Origin of the sequence: Pseudomonas entomophila, from assembly GCF_018417595.1 — a bacterium.
Classification (GTDB): Bacteria; Pseudomonadota; Gammaproteobacteria; order Pseudomonadales; family Pseudomonadaceae; genus Aquipseudomonas; species Aquipseudomonas entomophila_C.
Map to the genome: position 1 here is coordinate 2,631,033 of NZ_CP070982.1, position 14,300 is coordinate 2,645,332.

Here is a 14,300-nt window from a genome sequence, read left to right on the forward strand (position 1 = left end):
GGCTTTTACCTGGGTTGAAGGCCTGCATTGGAAAGTTGGATGTCAGGGGCATAGCGCTGCTGGCGGACCATCTGGATATAGGCCACGGCCAGCCCGCCCACCGACCAGTACACGGTGGGGATGACGGTAATGCTGCTGACGGTGAAGATGATCACCATGATGCCGATCAGTGTCGCCAGCAGCGCCCGTCCCAGCTGGCGTTGCGGGTCATCCTTGTCGGGGAAGGTTTGCATGGATTTGCGGATACCCACCAGGATGACCACGAAGAACGCCACGAACAGCGCCAGGCCCACCAGGCCGACCCTGAGCGCCAGGCTCACGTAGGTGTTGACGATGTCGATGATGCCGTCGCCCTGGATCATCGACTGCATTTCCGGGGTGTTGCGAAAATCGAATGAACCGAACAGCGGGTTGCGCTGGATGACGATCCACGAATTGTCCAGCAGGCGTTCGCGGTAGGTGATGTTTTCTTTTTCGATATTGCCGATGAACGGCAGCAGGTCGAGCACTTTCTGCCCACCGGGCATCACCGTGAGCAGGGGCAGGGCCAGCACGCCGGCCATGGCCAGCAGCATCAGGCGCTTGACGGCGCTCCTGCCGGTGGCGATGAACGCCACCAGGATGATCCCGGCGCCGATCCAAGGGCCGCGCGACAGTGGCGCGACCAGGCCGGCCGCCAGCAGCAGGGCGCCCAGGGCGCGTTGCAGGCCGCTGCGCACGAAACCCTGCACGAACAGGTACAGGCCGGCGGCCACGCTGATGACATAGCCCAGGGCGATGGCCTGGCCGGTGGTGGCGCTGGCCCGCAACGAGCCGCCACGGCTGAGGTAGCTGGACATCTCCCAACGCACGCCCATGGCGTCGAGCAACGCGTCGTAGAGCAGCCAGTGACGCAGGAACTCGGCCACCCCGATCAGCGCCAGGACGAACGAGGCGAGCACGAAGGCCAGCAGGGCGTCCTTGAAGTCTTGAAGGGTCTTGAGCGCGCGGCTGGCCACGTAGTACGGCAGGATCACGTCGACATACAGGTAGAACGCCTGGCGCAGGGTGTCGGTGAGGGTGGTGTCGCGCAGGTACAGCAAGGTCAGGAGCACCACGCCCGCCACCAGCAGCTTGTCCGGCCAGAGCCGGCCCAGGCGTACCGTGCCGCCCTGGCGGCTGAGGTGCAGCGCCGCCGGCAGCAGGATGCACAGGCTCAGCAGGCGCAGGTGGTTGAGGTCGAGCAGGTAGTTGATGACGCCGAAGCCGGGTATCTGCACCGAGGCGGGCGGAATGAGAAACAACAGCATGAAGAATAGCGCCATGGTGTTGCGCTCGCGTCTTCCGGCCAGGTACATGACCAGCGCCGCGGCGGCGGCGTACACCCAGAAGCTGAACGAGAAGAACGCCACCAGCGTCAGGGCGAACCACAGGTTGCGCCGCCGCTTGAAGTCGCTGTAGGGGATCAGGTCTGTCGCCGGGCGGCGGGCGAGCGTGAAAACGACGCCGGCGGCAAACAGAATGACGATCAACGCACGAATATGTTCAGGCATTGGCGGTGTTCACCTATCCGGTGGTGGACGACGGCTAGCATCATGGCTGATTGAAACTATAGTGACTTCTAGCCATCCAGTCAGGGATCGAACTCATGCCGTCAGTTGAAGCGTCTGCATCGGGGAGCCTTCGTAGGCGGGCGTTAGGGGCCGGGGCCTGGAATGTGTTCTCCCTCGTCGCCTCACAGGTGATGCGCCTGGGCGGCAACCTGATCATGGCCCGGCTGCTGCTGCCGGAGATGTTCGGGATCATGGTCATCGCCACCACTGTCTCGGTGCTCCTGCACCTGCTTTCCGACGTGGGCCTGCGCCAGAACATCATCCAGAGCCCGCGCGGCGACGATCCGCTGTTCCTCAACACGGCCTGGACCGTGCAGATCATCCGCGGCTTCATCCTGTTCGTCCTCACCTTGCTGCTGGCGCTGGGCGCCTGGCTGTCCCAGTTGGCCAACCTGTGGCCGGCGGGGTCCACCTACGCGGCACCGGAGCTGCCCATGATCCTGGCGGTCACCGGCTTGTCGGCGATCATCTACGGGTTGCAGTCGACCAATATCGACGTCGCCCTGCGCACGTTCCAGCAGAAGCGCGTGGTGATGGTGGAGCTGGGCTCGCAGCTCGTGGGCTTGATCACCATGCTGGTCCTGGGCTACTTCACCCGTTCCATCTGGTCGCTGGTGATCGCCGGCCTGGCCGGCGCCCTGGCGGGCACCTTGCTCGGGCACCTGGCGATCAAGGGGCCGGTCCACCGCCTGAAGTGGGACCGCGAGGCGCTGGCCGAGTTGGTGGTGTTCGGCCGCTGGATCCTGGTGTCGTCGATCGTCGGTGTGCTGGCGATGTACGGCGACCGCATGTGGTTCGGCGCCAGCATGACCACCGCGGAGCTGGGCGTGTACTCCATCGCGGTGCTGATTCTCGGCTCGCTGCAGACCGGCTTGCTGAAAGTGGTCGGCACAGTGGCGCTGCCGGCCTTCAGCGAGGCCACCCGGTCGGGCGACAGCGAGCGGCTGAAGGCGTTGTACCACCGCTCGCGCCTGCTGGTGGACCTGGTGATGCTGTTCACCTGCGGTGTGTTCCTGACCGCCAGCCCCATGCTGATCGGCTGGTTGTACGACGAGCGCTACGCCGCTGCCGGGCCGATGCTGGCTATTCTGTCATGGTCGTTCTTCACCTTGCGCTACACCTTGGCGCACCAGGTCTGGATCGCCCTGGGGCATCCCAAGTACCAGGCCATGGACAACATCATCCGCATGGTCGCGCTGTGGGTGGGCTTACCGTTGTTGCTGGCCATCGGCGGCGTGAAGTACGCGATCTGGGGCGTTGCCTTGCACTCCTTCCCGACCCTGGTGCTGATCGTCTACGTCAATTGCAAGCTGGGCATGTTCAACCTCAAGCGCGAACTCGTGGTGCTGCCGATGATTGCGGTCGGCGCAGCCTGCGGCGCGTTGGCGACGAGCTTCTTCAACTGGCTCTGAGACCATTTCGAGTGATTCGGCGCAGGGGCGCCGGGGGCAGTGCCGCGCAGGCAGGGATCGAGGCGCGATTCGGGCACTGGGATTCACGCAGTCTATGGCATGGGGCTTGGATCATGGGGAAGCTTCAGTTCTGTACTCCGCCTTCTGGTCGTAGGGGCTTTATTCGTAGTTGTGTCTTGCTGGGCGCGGGGGTGGCGGTATTTGGTACCGGGACGGTCGTTGGGCGCAAACCGGCTGAGCAAGGCGGCTTCGTCATCATCAACGGCTGGGTGTTGCCTTCTCAGTATTTTCGGGACGGGCAGGCATGATCAGGGATTATCAGACCGAGAAGGTGCTGCGCGGCGCCTATGATTTCTGCATCGTCGGCGGTGGACCGGCGGGCATCACGCTGGCCTTGCGCCTGGCCAAGGCCGGGTGGAGCGTGGTGCTGCTGGAGGCAGGCGGACAAACTTACTCGGACAGTTCGCAGACCTTCTACGACTGTTCCTCGACGGGCCTTGAACTCTACCCCCATGACACGCGCCTGCGCTTTCTCGGGGGGACCTCAAACCACTGGGCGGGCCGCTGCCGTCCGTTCGATGCAACCGATTTCAGCACTCCGCCCCAGGGGGGGCTGCCCGGCTGGCCAATCGCCTATGCCGAGGTCGAACGCTACCTGCCCGCGGCGATGGACATCGTCGACATCGGGCAAGGCGCGGACTTCCGGGCGGTGAATGCCGATCTGGGCGGCGGTGAGTTCGACGCCGACCGTTTCCTGCTCAGCCCGCCCACACGTTTTGCCCAGAAGTACGACACCGAGCTCAAGGAAACCCCAGGGCTGGATGTCTTCATCAACTGCAACTGCGTCGACCTGCAATTCGACAAGGCCAGCGGCGGCCTGGCTTCGGTGGTGGTGTCCGATTACGACCGGCATCGTGAGCGGGTGACGGCCAAGCACTATGTGCTGGCGATGGGCGCCATCGAGAACGCCCGGCAACTGCTCAACAGCGGTTCGCTGTCGGCGGCCGGCATCGTCAACAAGGATGGGATGGTCGGGCGCTGCCTGATGGACCACCTGAACATCGAGATCGGCACGTTCATTCTCAAGGAGGGGCAGGATACCGGCCTGCGCTCCTACTACACCACCGATGCCTTCGCCGACAAATTCCGCTCGGGCAAGGGCAATGTGTCCGCCGCGGTGATGTCCGAGGTCAGGACCTACGGCAGGACCGCCGAGGTCAAGGACTTCCTGGAAAACCTGGCCTGCGAATGGGGCGTGGCCGGCAAGATCGACTTCATCGCCAAGTTCAGCTGCCCGGGCGATGGCATCTTCGGCACCATGATCGAACAGTTCCCCAACCCGCAGAGCCGCATCACCCTGCGCGACGAGAAGGACGCCCTGGGGGTGGCCAAGGTCAATGTCAACTGGGCGTTGGCCCCCGAGGACCGGCACACCATCAAGTGCATCGGCACCGAACTGGCCAAGCAGTTCGCCGATAGCGACCTGGGCTTCGTCAAGCTCAACGATTTTGTCTACGACACCAGCCTTGCGCTCAAGCTCGAACCCCATGCCCACCACATGGGCACCACGCGCATGGCCGCCAGTGCCGAGCATGGCGTGGTCGACAGCAACTGCAAGGTGTTCGGCGTCAACAACCTGTACGTCGCCGGCAGCAGCATCTTCGCCCGCGGCGCCGCGGCCAACCCGACCATGCCCCTGCTGCAGTTCGCCGTGCGCCTGGCGGATCACCTGAATGAACGGATGAAGTCGATGAACGGCGTGGTCGTCGCCAAATGAGGGCAAGGGCGGGGCGGTAACCGTAATACCGTGGTTGAAACGGTTCATGGGCGGGAAGGTCGACATCGGTAGTAACAGGCCCCATTCGCCTCAGGAACACTCCAGGATCGCAAGACTCGCGAGGTGTGCACTATGTTCGGATGGATACGCAAGGCGGTGGCCTACTACGCCAACAAGACCGGTCGGGCGGGTGGGACCTACAAGAAACTGTGCAACCCCAATGCCCAGGACTGGGGTGCCTACCAGACCCGCTGGGGCAAGTTCTATTCGGTGGGGCACAACGTCCATATCAACCCCGGTTGCAATGTCACCGACCCGACCCTGGTGCGCTTGGGCAGCAATGTCGGCCTGTCGGACTGCACATTGATCGGGCACGACAGTGTGGTCGCGCTGATCGAGTATGCCCGTGGCAAGCACCTGGACTCGGTAGGCTACATCGACATCAAGGACAACTGCTACATCGGCCATGGCGCGATCATCATGCCCCGGGTCACCATCGGCCCCGACGCCATCGTGGCTGCCGGGTCCGTGGTCACCAAGGATGTGCCGCCCAACAGCGTGGTCGGCGGCAACCCGGCGAAGTTCATCTGCACCATGGACCAGCTGATCGAGCGGGTGGAGGCACGTTGCGCCGCCTACCCCTGGATCCACCTGGTCAGCGAGCGCAAGGGTGGCTACGACCCGGAGCTGGAGCCATTGCTGGCGGCGGCCAGGCGCGAGTACTTCTTCGGGGAGGGCAGCAATGGATAGCAAACCCGTCGATGTGATGGTGGTCAACTTCAACACCGCATCGCTGTTGCAGCCGATGTTCGATGCGTTGCGCCAGGCCGGTGGCGAGAAACTGGCCAAGTACCTGGTGGTGGACAACGCCTCGGCTGACGACTCGGTGGAACGCATGAAGCGGGTCTGTCCCGAGGCGGTGTTGCTGAGCAACACGCAGAACGTCGGTTTCGGCCGGGCCAACAATCAATTGCTCGATCACCTGCAAGGCCGCTATGCGTTACTGCTCAATACCGATGCTTTCGTGGCCGCCGACTCACTCGCCAAGACCCTCGAGTACATGGATGAGCATCCGGACTGCGGCGTGCTGGGCGTGCGCCTGGTTGGGCGCGAGGGTGACCTGCAGCCGTGCTGCCGCTACTTTCCGACGCCATTGAACGTGTTCGTCGCGCGCACCGGGCTCGGGCGTTTTTTCCCCGGCCTGAAGATGGTCGACGAGATGGCCTGGGACCACGACGCGGTGCGCGAGTGCGACTGGTTGCCCGGCTGCTTCTACCTGGTTCGGCGGGAGGTGCTTGACCAGGTGGGGCTGTTCGACCCGCGCTACTTCCTCTACTACGAAGAGGTCGACCACTGCAAACGGGTCAAGGAAGCAGGCTGGAAGGTGGTGTTCTACCCCTACACCACGGTCGTGCATATCGGTGGTGAAAGCTCCAAGTCGGTGGCCGAGCTGGAGGCGGCCAGCCGGCAGATCAGCGCCTACCAGATCGAAAGCGAGCTGCTGTACTTTCGCAAGCACCACGGTGTGTCGGGGCTGGTCCTGCATATGGCGCTGGTGTGCCTGGGCGACCTGGTGCTGGCCCTCAAGGCCCTGCTCAAAGGCCGCGGCTGGGCCGCGATCCAGGCCTGCTGGCGGCACAACCAGACCACCTGGTCGTTGTTGCGCAAGACCCGTTACGCCACTCAACCCACCCGCTAGGTGAAGCCATGTTCGAGAACATACGCGCGGACTTGCGAGCATATGCAGGCGACTGGGGCGCCCAAGGGTTCTGGGTGATGCTGGTCTACCGCTTCGGGCGCTGGCGCTACGGCGTGCGCCCGGCATTGCTGCGCAAGCTGCTGTCCTTCGTCTACAAGGTGCTGTTCAAGCTGGTGCAGATCCTCACCGGCATCGAGTTGCCGTGCGAAGTGGAGGTCGGTCGCAACTTCGTCATCGACCATTTCGGCGGCATCGTCATCAGCGGCTACGCCCGCTTCGGCGACGACTGCCGGATTCGCAACGGCGTGGTGGTGGGCCTGAAGAATGTCGAGCGCCCCATCGCGCCGGTGTTCGGCAACAACGTCGACATCGGCACCGGGGCCAAGGTGCTGGGTGAAATCCGCATCGGCAACAACGTGGTGATCGGCGCCAACGCCGTGGTGCTGACCGATGTGCCGGACAACTCGATCGCCGTCGGTGTGCCGGCGACCATCAAGACCCGGGCGCGCCACGAAACCGTGCAATGCCCGTGAGAGTGCCGACGGGGCAGGGTATTAAAGGGAATTTTCCATTCAAGGCAATTGAGTGAGGCCCAGGGTGACAGGCATTGGAGTGGTGGTGATCGGCCGCAATGAAGGCCCACGTCTTGAACGCTGCCTGGCGTCGTTGCGGGAGGCGGCGGAGCAGATCGTCTACGTCGATTCCGGTTCCACGGATGGCTCGGTGGCGATGGCGCGACGGCAAGGGGTCGAAGTGCTGGCGCTGGACATGACCATCCCCTTTACCGCGGCGCGTGCGCGCAATGAAGGCTTCACCCTGTTGCAACGCCTGTTGCCAGGCATGCGCCATGTGCAGTTTGTCGATGGCGACTGCGAGGTGGTGGCTGGCTGGTTGCCTGAAGCGCAAGGCTTTCTCGATGCACACCCCCAGGTTGCGGTGGTGTGTGGCCGGCGTCGCGAGCGCTACCCGCAGCATTCGGTCTACAACCTGTTGTGCGACCTGGAATGGGACACGCCGCTGGGGGAGACCAAGGCTTGCGGTGGCGATGCGTTGATGCGGGTGGACGCCTTCAGCGCGGTCCACGGCTATCGCCCGGACCTGATCGCCGGCGAAGAGCCCGAACTGTGCATTCGTCTGCGTGCCAATGGCTGGAAGATCTGGCGGCTCGACCAGGAAATGACCCTGCATGATGCCGCCATGACCCGCTTTGGCCAGTGGTGGCGGCGCAGCCTGCGCGCCGGATATGCCTTCGCCGAGGGGGCCTCCCTGCATGGCGGGCCACCGGAACGGCACTGGCGGCGCGAAGCGCGGCGTGCCTGGATCTGGGGCCTGGGGCTGCCATTGGCGATCGCTATGGCGTGCCTGGCGCTGGGGGGCTGGGGCCTGGTGCTGTTGCTGGTCTACCCGCTGCAAGCCGCGCGCCTGGCGCGCCGGGGTGGCAGGTCCGCTCGCGAGAACTGGTTGCAGGCCGTGTTCCTGGTGCTGGGGAAGTTTCCGGAGATGCTCGGGCAGGTCAAGTTCATGATGAACAGGTTCACTACCGGCAAGCCGGTATTGATCGAGTACAAGTGAGAGGCCTATGTACTTCAGAGCGGTCGTGAAGAGTGTGCTCACCGTGCAACCCGGGTTTGCGCTGCGGGCGCTGAAGAACAAACTCAAGTTGCTGGTGCTGATGGTCAGGGAGTGGCCGGCCCTGCGCGCGTTCCTGCAGCGCATGTCCGGCGCCCTGGGTGCCGAGCGTTTCGCCAGGCTCGGCCTTGACTGCGTCGGGGTCGTGCAATGGCCCTACATCAGCAAGGACTGGGACGCCCAGGAGCGCTTCGACGCCCTGGCCTCGCACTATGAAGTGGTCACCCGGCACTTCCCCGCGCTGGTGCTGCTGGGGCGCGATGAGCGGCTGGCGCTGTGCGACCTTTCCCGCTATTCCCCGGCCTGCTCATTGCTGCTGGACCGGGCGATCTGGTTCAAGCGCGAAGGGGAGCTGGTGCTGAATCTGTTCCAGGGCGACCTGCGCGTGGCCTCGCTGGCGTTCACCTTGCGCCGCACGGACAGCGTGTTGAACCTGTTCATCGGCGCGGTCCAGGGCATCCACAAGGGCATCGACAGCGAAACCTCGCTGAACATCTACCGCGACCTGACCAAGGACTTCGAGGGGCTGCGGCCGCGCAGCCTGCTGATCGAGGTCGTCAAGTGTATCGCCAGAGCCCTGGGCGCCACGCACATCTATGCCGTCGGCGACGCCCACCGGCATCATCGTCATGCTTATTTCGGTGCCGAGAAGGCCCAGGACCTGGCGGCCAACTACGACGTCATCTGGGAAGAGCATGGCGCGACACCCTCGGCGCGCGAGGACTTCTTCAGCATCCCGCTGGCCGCGGCGCAACGTTCGCCCGACGATATCCCGCCGAAGAAACGGGCGATGTATCGCCGGCGCCAAGCCCTGCTGGACGATGTCTTCAGCCATGTCGAGGCCGTGTTGTCGGGAAACCGGATGGACCCCCACCGGCAGCGCCTGGGGCAGGTCCTGGCTGAACAGGAGAAGGGGCCTGCGCCGCAACCTGGTTTGTTCAAGGCGAAATTGGCGGCGCTCGTCCGGCAGTTTCAGACCGAACCACGGCCCGACCAGCGATTCATCGCCTACCTGCGCAAGGCCGGGCTGTATCCCACTTTGCGAAAAGCCTGGCGTGAGTTGCTCAAGCAAGGGCCGGGCGTGTTGTGGAAACCACCGGACATCAAGCGCAAGAGCCTGGCGCTGGACACGCCGCGGGTAGCGGCGCGTGAACTGTTTCCCCGGGAGGTGCTGCTGCTGGTCGAAGTCGAACCCGTGGCGCTCGCAAAGTCTCGGCCAGGGCAGATCCGGCAACTGCTCGAAGGGCTTGGCTACCGGTGCCGGGTGCTCGACTGGCGCAACCACGTGCATTGCCTGAATGCCTTGCAGACCAGTGGGGCGGTGATCCTCCATCGAGTGCCCGCCAGCCCGCAGGTCCTGCTGCTGCTCGATGAAGCCCGGCGGCTCGAGGTGATGTCCTGCTGGGACAGCGACGAACTGACCTTCGAACCCCAGGCCTATCGACGGGCGCACGACATGGCCGGCCTGAGCGCGGAGGCCGTCGATCGGGTCATGGCGGCCGTGGCGCTGCACCGGCAGGCGCTGTTGTCCTGTGACCAGGCCCTGGCCTCGACAGCGGAGCTTGCGTTGGCCATGAAAGAGGTGGGGGCCCGTCAGGTCACCCTGGTCGAGGCGGGTACCGGCGACCGGGAAACGGAGCAAGTCAGGCGCCTGTTCCCGATACCTGCGGCCGTGCCTGGCAGGCGCGTGCTGTCCGCCAATATCTTCTTCGCCCCCCGCAGCTTCGGCGGCGCCACCGTCGTCGCCGAGCAGATGGTGCGGATGATGGGCGAGATGTCCGCCTGGCAGTCGTTCATCTTCACCTCGCTGCCGGTGTCCGAGGTCGCGCCCTACGGGCTACTCAGGTACGAGGCGCACGGGGCCCCGGTCATCGGTGTGGGGTTGCCCGAGACGCGCTCGGCCCACGAGGACTTCGAGAACCCCGCGACCGTCGCGGTGTTCGAGCAGGTGCTCGCCTGCGTGGCACCGAATATCGTCCACCTGCATTCCATCCAGGGGCTGGGGGCGCTGCTGGCCGCCAGTTGCCGCAAGGCCGGCGTGCCGTTCGTGGTGACCCTGCATGACGCCTGGTGGATTTGCGGGCGTCAGTTCATGATCGACAATCACGGGCAGTACTGCGGGCAGACCACCATCCAGGGCGAAGTGTGTGCCCGCTGCGTCGACGACCCACCCCTGAACGCCTACCGCCAGCGCATGCTCGCCGACACGCTGAAAACGGCCAACCTGCTGCTGGCGCCGAGCACGTTCGCCAGGAACCTTTACATCGCCAATGGTTTCGACGCCGCGAAGATCCGCATCAACCGCAATGGCATCCTCGCGCCCGCGGCCGACTACCTGAAACATCCGGGGCAGATGCTGCGCTTCGGTTTTGTCGGCGGCAATTCCTCCATCAAGGGGATCAACCTGATCACCCGGGCATTTGCCTCGCTGGAACGCTGCGACTATGAATTGAAGGTGGTCGACAACCTGCTGCACCTGGGCTTTCGCTCGTTCAACCGGCACAGCGTGAAGATTCCGGGCACCGTCAGCATCATTCCCGGCTACACACAGGCGGATATCGATGCGTTCTTTTCCGGCATCGATGTGCTGCTGTTCCCGACCCAGTGGAAAGAAACCTTCGGCCTGGCGATACGCGAGGCGCTGGTGCGGGATGTCTGGGTGGTCAGCACCGACGCGGGGGGCACGGTGGAGGATATCGTCGACGGTGTGAACGGCACCATCATTCCCTTGAGTTCGGATGAACGCTACCTGCGCGAGGTGCTCGACGACATTCTCGACCACCCACAGCGCTATGTGCAGCATCGCAACCGTTTCAAGGACGGCATCACCTTGTGCAGCGACCAGGCCCTGGAGCTCCAGGGGATCTACCAGGATGTCATTCATGTGAGTGAACCGGCCGGCCAGCCATCGTCGGCCATCGACAGCCTGAAGTAGAACAGGCCTGTCATTCGAGGACGCAGGGATCGTTTCGGGGGCTTATGCGCATCGCTTACTTCATCAACCAGTATCCCAAGGTCAGCCACAGTTTCATTCGCCGGGAAATCCTGGCGCTCGAGCGCCAGGGCTTGGAAATCCAGCGCATTGCCTTGCGCGGCTGGGACGCCGAGCTGCAGGACGGCGAAGACCTGGCGGAGCGGGACAGGACCCGCTACATCCTGCAAGACGGCCTGCGCGGGTTGCTGGCGCCCACCTGGCAACTGCTGAGGGCGCAACCCCGACGCTTTCTTGCCGCGCTGCGGCTGGCCCTGCGCACGGGGCGGCGGGCCGACCGGCCCTGGCCCTACCATCTGGTGTACCTGGCCGAAGCGTGCCGCCTGGTGCAATGGTTGCAGGCCGCCGGCGCCGAGCATGTGCACGCGCATTTCGGCACCAACTCGGCCGAGGTGGTGATGCTGGCCAACGCCCTCGGTGGCCCGGGCTACAGCTTTACCGTGCATGGGCCGGAAGAATTCGACAAGCCACAGTTCCTGCACATGGGCGAGAAGGTCAGGCGCGCGGCCTTCGTCGCGGCGGTCAGCTCCTACGGGCGCAGCCAGCTGTATCGTTGGGTGGCCCATGAGCACTGGGCCAAGGTGAAAGTGGTGCACTGCGGCCTGGAGCGCAGTTTCCACGAGGTCGACGCTGTTGCCGTGCCAGTGGCCCCACGCCTGGTGTGCGTGGGGCGGTTGTGCGAGCAGAAGGGCCAGCTGCTGTTGCTCGAAGCCGCCCGGATCCTGGCGGGCCAGGCGGTAGCGTTCGAGCTGGTGCTGGCGGGTGATGGTGAGATGCGCGCCGAGATCGAAGCCCTGGTTCTACGCTACGGGCTGCAGGGCAAGGTGCGCGTCACTGGCTGGATCAGCAGCGCCCAGGTTCGCGAGGAGATCCTCGCGGCCCGTGCCCTGGTGCTGCCGAGTTTCGCCGAGGGCTTGCCGGTGGTGATCATGGAGGCGATGGCCTTGCGCCGCCCGGTGCTGACCACCTATGTGGCGGGCATCCCCGAACTGGTACGCCAAGGTGACAACGGCTGGTTGTTTCCCGCTGGCGCCGTGCAGGAGCTGGCCGCGGCCATGTCGGACTGCCTGGCGCAACCCGAGGCGGTGTTGCAGCGCATGGGTGAGGCGGCCTACCAGCGCGTGCTGCAACGCCACGATATCGACACCGAGGCGGCCAGGTTGGCCGGCCACTTCAGGGCACCGGCATGATGATGTTATTGGCGTGGTTGCTCGTGGTGGTCACGATCGTACTGCTCGTGCCAGTGCTGGTGCTGCTCGCACAGGTGCTGCTGGCCTGCTTGCCGGCACGCAGGCTACCGACGACGGCCGGGGCACGCGGGCGGGTGGCCGTGCTGGTACCGGCCCATGACGAGTCGACGATTATCCGTTCGACCCTGGCGAGCATCCTGGCGCAATTGCAGGCGGGCGATCGGCTGTTGGTGGTGGCCGACAACTGCACCGATGACACCGCGCAGCTGGCGCGCGCCGCCGGTGCGCAGGTGGTGGAACGGGCGGATGCCCAGCGGCGCGGCAAGGGCTACGCGCTGGATTTCGGCGTCCGTCACCTGGCGCAGCAACCGCCTGAGGTGGTGATCGTCATCGACGCCGATTGCCAGGTAGGCGAGGGCGCCATCGACCAGTTGGCCCGCTGCTGCCAGGCCAGCGCACGACCGGTGCAGGCCCTCTACCTGATGCATGCGCCGGCCGACGCCGGGCTCAAGGTGCAGATCGCCGAGTTCGCCTGGCGGGTGAAGAACCTGGTGCGCCCGCGTGGCTGGGCACGGCTGGGGCTGCCGTGCCAGCTGATGGGATCGGGCATGGCCTTCGCCTGGCGGGACCTGGCCGCCATCGATCTCGCCAGCGGGCACCTGGTGGAAGACCTGAAACTGGGCCTGGACCTGTGTCGCGCTGGCAAGCCACCGCTGTTCTGCCAGGCGGCCCGGGTCGACAGCCAGTTCCCCGGTAGCGACGAAGGCCTGGCCAACCAGCGCAAGCGCTGGGAGCACGGGCACCTGGGCGTGCTGTTCGGCGAGGCCCCCGGATTGCTGGCCGGCGCGGTGGGGCAGCGCAATGTTGGCTTGCTGGCATTGGCCCTGGACCTGCTGGTGCCACCACTGGCGCTGCTGGTGCTGGTATTGATCGCCGGTTTCTGCCTCACCTGGCTGGTTTTCGCGCTGTCTGGCCTGTTGTTGCCAGCGCTGATCGCCAGTGGCGCCCTGCTACTGCTGGGCGTGGCGGTGCTGCTGGCCTGGGGGCGGTTCGCCCGTGAGCTGATAGCGTTTTCGACGCTGATGTACGCGCCGTTCTATGCGATGAGGAAAATTCCCCTGTACCTGGGCTTCCTGGTCAGGCGCCAGGTCGATTGGGTGCGTTCGAAACGGGATGATGGCTGATGGATAGACACGCCTGGCGCAGCCGCTGGAAGCGGCTCGTGGAAAAGCTGCACGTGGTTGGCGACCCCGCGGCCGAACAACTGCTGATCGAGCGGTTGACCAGGCCCGAGAAGGCGACCGTGCTGGCGTTCGTCAACGCCCATGCCATGAACCTGGCAGCGCGCAATACCGAATTCGGCCAGGCGCTGACGGTGGCCGACGTGGTGCTGCGCGACGGCTCCGGCATGGCGATCCTGCTTCGTCAACTGGGCCTGGAGCCTGGTCTGAACATGAATGGCACTGACTTCATCCCCAAGCTCCTGGCCGCGTACAAGGGGCGGCGGGTGGCCTTCTGGGGCACGCGCGAACCGTATCTCGGGCAGGCGGTGAGCCGCAGCGTGGAATGCTTCGCCATCCAGCCGGTCTCGGTCTGTGACGGTTTTGCCGACCTCGATAACTATCTGCGGCTTGCCCGTGAAACCCAGCCAGAGCTGATCGTGCTGGGGATGGGCATGCCCAGGCAGGAGGCGCTGGCCGTCGCGTTGGCCGCCAGTGGCCCGTCATGCGTGGTGGTGTGCGGCGGGGCGATCCTGGATTTTCTCGGAGGCAAGGTAGAGCGGGCGCCGCAATGGCTGCGAAGCTTGGGCGGGGAGTGGGTGTTTCGCCTGGCCCGTGAGCCCAGGCGCCTGTTCATGCGCTATGTGGTGGGCAATCCGTTGTTTTTGCTGCGTACGGTGCTACTGCGCAAAGGCGTTGCAAAGAGCGCATGACGGGCCTCTGTAGGAGCGGCTTCAGCCGCAATCACAGGCGAAGCGGATATGAGGCGTTGCCTGCATCGCGGCTAAA

General features: G+C 64.9%; 11 protein-coding genes and 1 pseudogene. 11 read left to right on the forward strand and 1 reads right to left on the reverse strand.

All coding sequences use genetic code 11. The features are described from left to right. Window positions 1-5: 5 nt before the first annotated feature. Window positions 6-1,532 (reverse strand): O-antigen ligase family protein, encoded by a 1,527-nt coding sequence (locus JYG34_RS11820; RefSeq protein WP_213660843.1) that lies wholly within the window; start codon window positions 1,530-1,532, stop codon window positions 6-8. A gap of 95 nt (window positions 1,533-1,627) precedes the next feature. On the opposite strand from JYG34_RS11820, the gene JYG34_RS11825 reads away from it, so the two are divergent. The 11 genes and pseudogenes from JYG34_RS11825 (at window position 1,628) to JYG34_RS11870 (ending at window position 14,224) form a co-directional block, all read left to right on the forward strand. Then, window positions 1,628-3,004, forward strand: coding sequence for an oligosaccharide flippase family protein (locus JYG34_RS11825; protein ID WP_213660844.1), 1,377 nt, complete (start codon window positions 1,628-1,630; stop codon window positions 3,002-3,004). Between the two features lie 304 nt (window positions 3,005-3,308). Next, the gene (locus JYG34_RS11830) at window positions 3,309-4,781 is read left to right on the forward strand and encodes an FAD-dependent oxidoreductase (protein WP_213660845.1); all 1,473 of its coding nucleotides are present in this window, start codon (window positions 3,309-3,311) and stop codon (window positions 4,779-4,781) included. A gap of 132 nt (window positions 4,782-4,913) precedes the next feature. Beyond that, the gene (locus tag JYG34_RS11835; RefSeq protein ID WP_213660846.1) at window positions 4,914-5,531 is read left to right on the forward strand and encodes an acyltransferase; all 618 of its coding nucleotides are present in this window, start codon (window positions 4,914-4,916) and stop codon (window positions 5,529-5,531) included. After that, window positions 5,524-6,480: a glycosyltransferase family 2 protein gene (locus tag JYG34_RS11840; protein ID WP_213660847.1), complete on the forward strand. Its 957-nt coding sequence runs from the start codon at window positions 5,524-5,526 to the stop codon at window positions 6,478-6,480. The genes JYG34_RS11835 and JYG34_RS11840 overlap by 8 nt, the downstream gene beginning before the upstream one ends. Before the next feature lie 8 nt (window positions 6,481-6,488). Then, window positions 6,489-7,013: a serine O-acetyltransferase gene (locus tag JYG34_RS11845; RefSeq protein ID WP_213660848.1), complete on the forward strand. Its 525-nt coding sequence runs from the start codon at window positions 6,489-6,491 to the stop codon at window positions 7,011-7,013. A gap of 64 nt (window positions 7,014-7,077) precedes the next feature. Further along, window positions 7,078-8,052: a glycosyltransferase family 2 protein gene (locus tag JYG34_RS11850; protein WP_213660849.1), complete on the forward strand. Its 975-nt coding sequence runs from the start codon at window positions 7,078-7,080 to the stop codon at window positions 8,050-8,052. Window positions 8,053-8,059: 7 nt separating this feature from the next. Then, window positions 8,060-8,968 (forward strand): annotated as a pseudogene (locus tag JYG34_RS26510) (DUF535 family protein); the annotation flags it as partial. Between the two features lie 714 nt (window positions 8,969-9,682). Next, entirely contained in the window at window positions 9,683-11,044 is a 1,362-nt protein-coding gene (locus tag JYG34_RS26515) for a glycosyltransferase family 4 protein (RefSeq protein WP_349629326.1), read from the forward strand. Window positions 11,045-11,088: 44 nt separating this feature from the next. Further along, on the forward strand, window positions 11,089-12,291 hold the full coding sequence (locus JYG34_RS11860; protein WP_213660851.1) for a glycosyltransferase family 4 protein: 1,203 nt from the start codon (window positions 11,089-11,091) through the stop codon (window positions 12,289-12,291). Next, a complete protein-coding gene (locus tag JYG34_RS11865) occupies window positions 12,288-13,475 on the forward strand; it encodes a glycosyltransferase family 2 protein (protein WP_213660852.1) in 1,188 nt (395 codons plus the stop codon). Before JYG34_RS11860 ends, JYG34_RS11865 begins: the two co-directional genes overlap by 4 nt. After that, window positions 13,475-14,224, forward strand: coding sequence for a WecB/TagA/CpsF family glycosyltransferase (locus JYG34_RS11870; RefSeq protein WP_213660853.1), 750 nt, complete (start codon window positions 13,475-13,477; stop codon window positions 14,222-14,224). Before JYG34_RS11865 ends, JYG34_RS11870 begins: the two co-directional genes overlap by 1 nt. Window positions 14,225-14,300 lie beyond the last annotated feature (76 nt).

What these genes read in the sequence shown, in the direction of transcription:
- JYG34_RS11825 (WP_213660844.1), top strand. Translation starts at nt 1,628, where the DNA reads ATGCCGTCAGTTGAAGCGTCTGCATCGGGGAGCCTTCGTAGGCGGGCG.
- JYG34_RS11870 (WP_213660853.1), top strand. Translation starts at nt 13,475, where the DNA reads ATGGATAGACACGCCTGGCGCAGCCGCTGGAAGCGGCTCGTGGAAAAG.
- JYG34_RS11865 (WP_213660852.1), top strand. Translation starts at nt 12,288, where the DNA reads ATGATGATGTTATTGGCGTGGTTGCTCGTGGTGGTCACGATCGTACTG.
- JYG34_RS11840 (WP_213660847.1), top strand. Translation starts at nt 5,524, where the DNA reads ATGGATAGCAAACCCGTCGATGTGATGGTGGTCAACTTCAACACCGCA.
- JYG34_RS11860 (WP_213660851.1), top strand. Translation starts at nt 11,089, where the DNA reads ATGCGCATCGCTTACTTCATCAACCAGTATCCCAAGGTCAGCCACAGT.
- JYG34_RS26515 (WP_349629326.1), top strand. Translation starts at nt 9,683, where the DNA reads ATGAAAGAGGTGGGGGCCCGTCAGGTCACCCTGGTCGAGGCGGGTACC.
- JYG34_RS11820 (WP_213660843.1), bottom strand. Translation starts at nt 1,532, where the DNA reads ATGCCTGAACATATTCGTGCGTTGATCGTCATTCTGTTTGCCGCCGGC.
- JYG34_RS11845 (WP_213660848.1), top strand. Translation starts at nt 6,489, where the DNA reads ATGTTCGAGAACATACGCGCGGACTTGCGAGCATATGCAGGCGACTGG.
- JYG34_RS11830 (WP_213660845.1), top strand. Translation starts at nt 3,309, where the DNA reads ATGATCAGGGATTATCAGACCGAGAAGGTGCTGCGCGGCGCCTATGAT.
- JYG34_RS11835 (WP_213660846.1), top strand. Translation starts at nt 4,914, where the DNA reads ATGTTCGGATGGATACGCAAGGCGGTGGCCTACTACGCCAACAAGACC.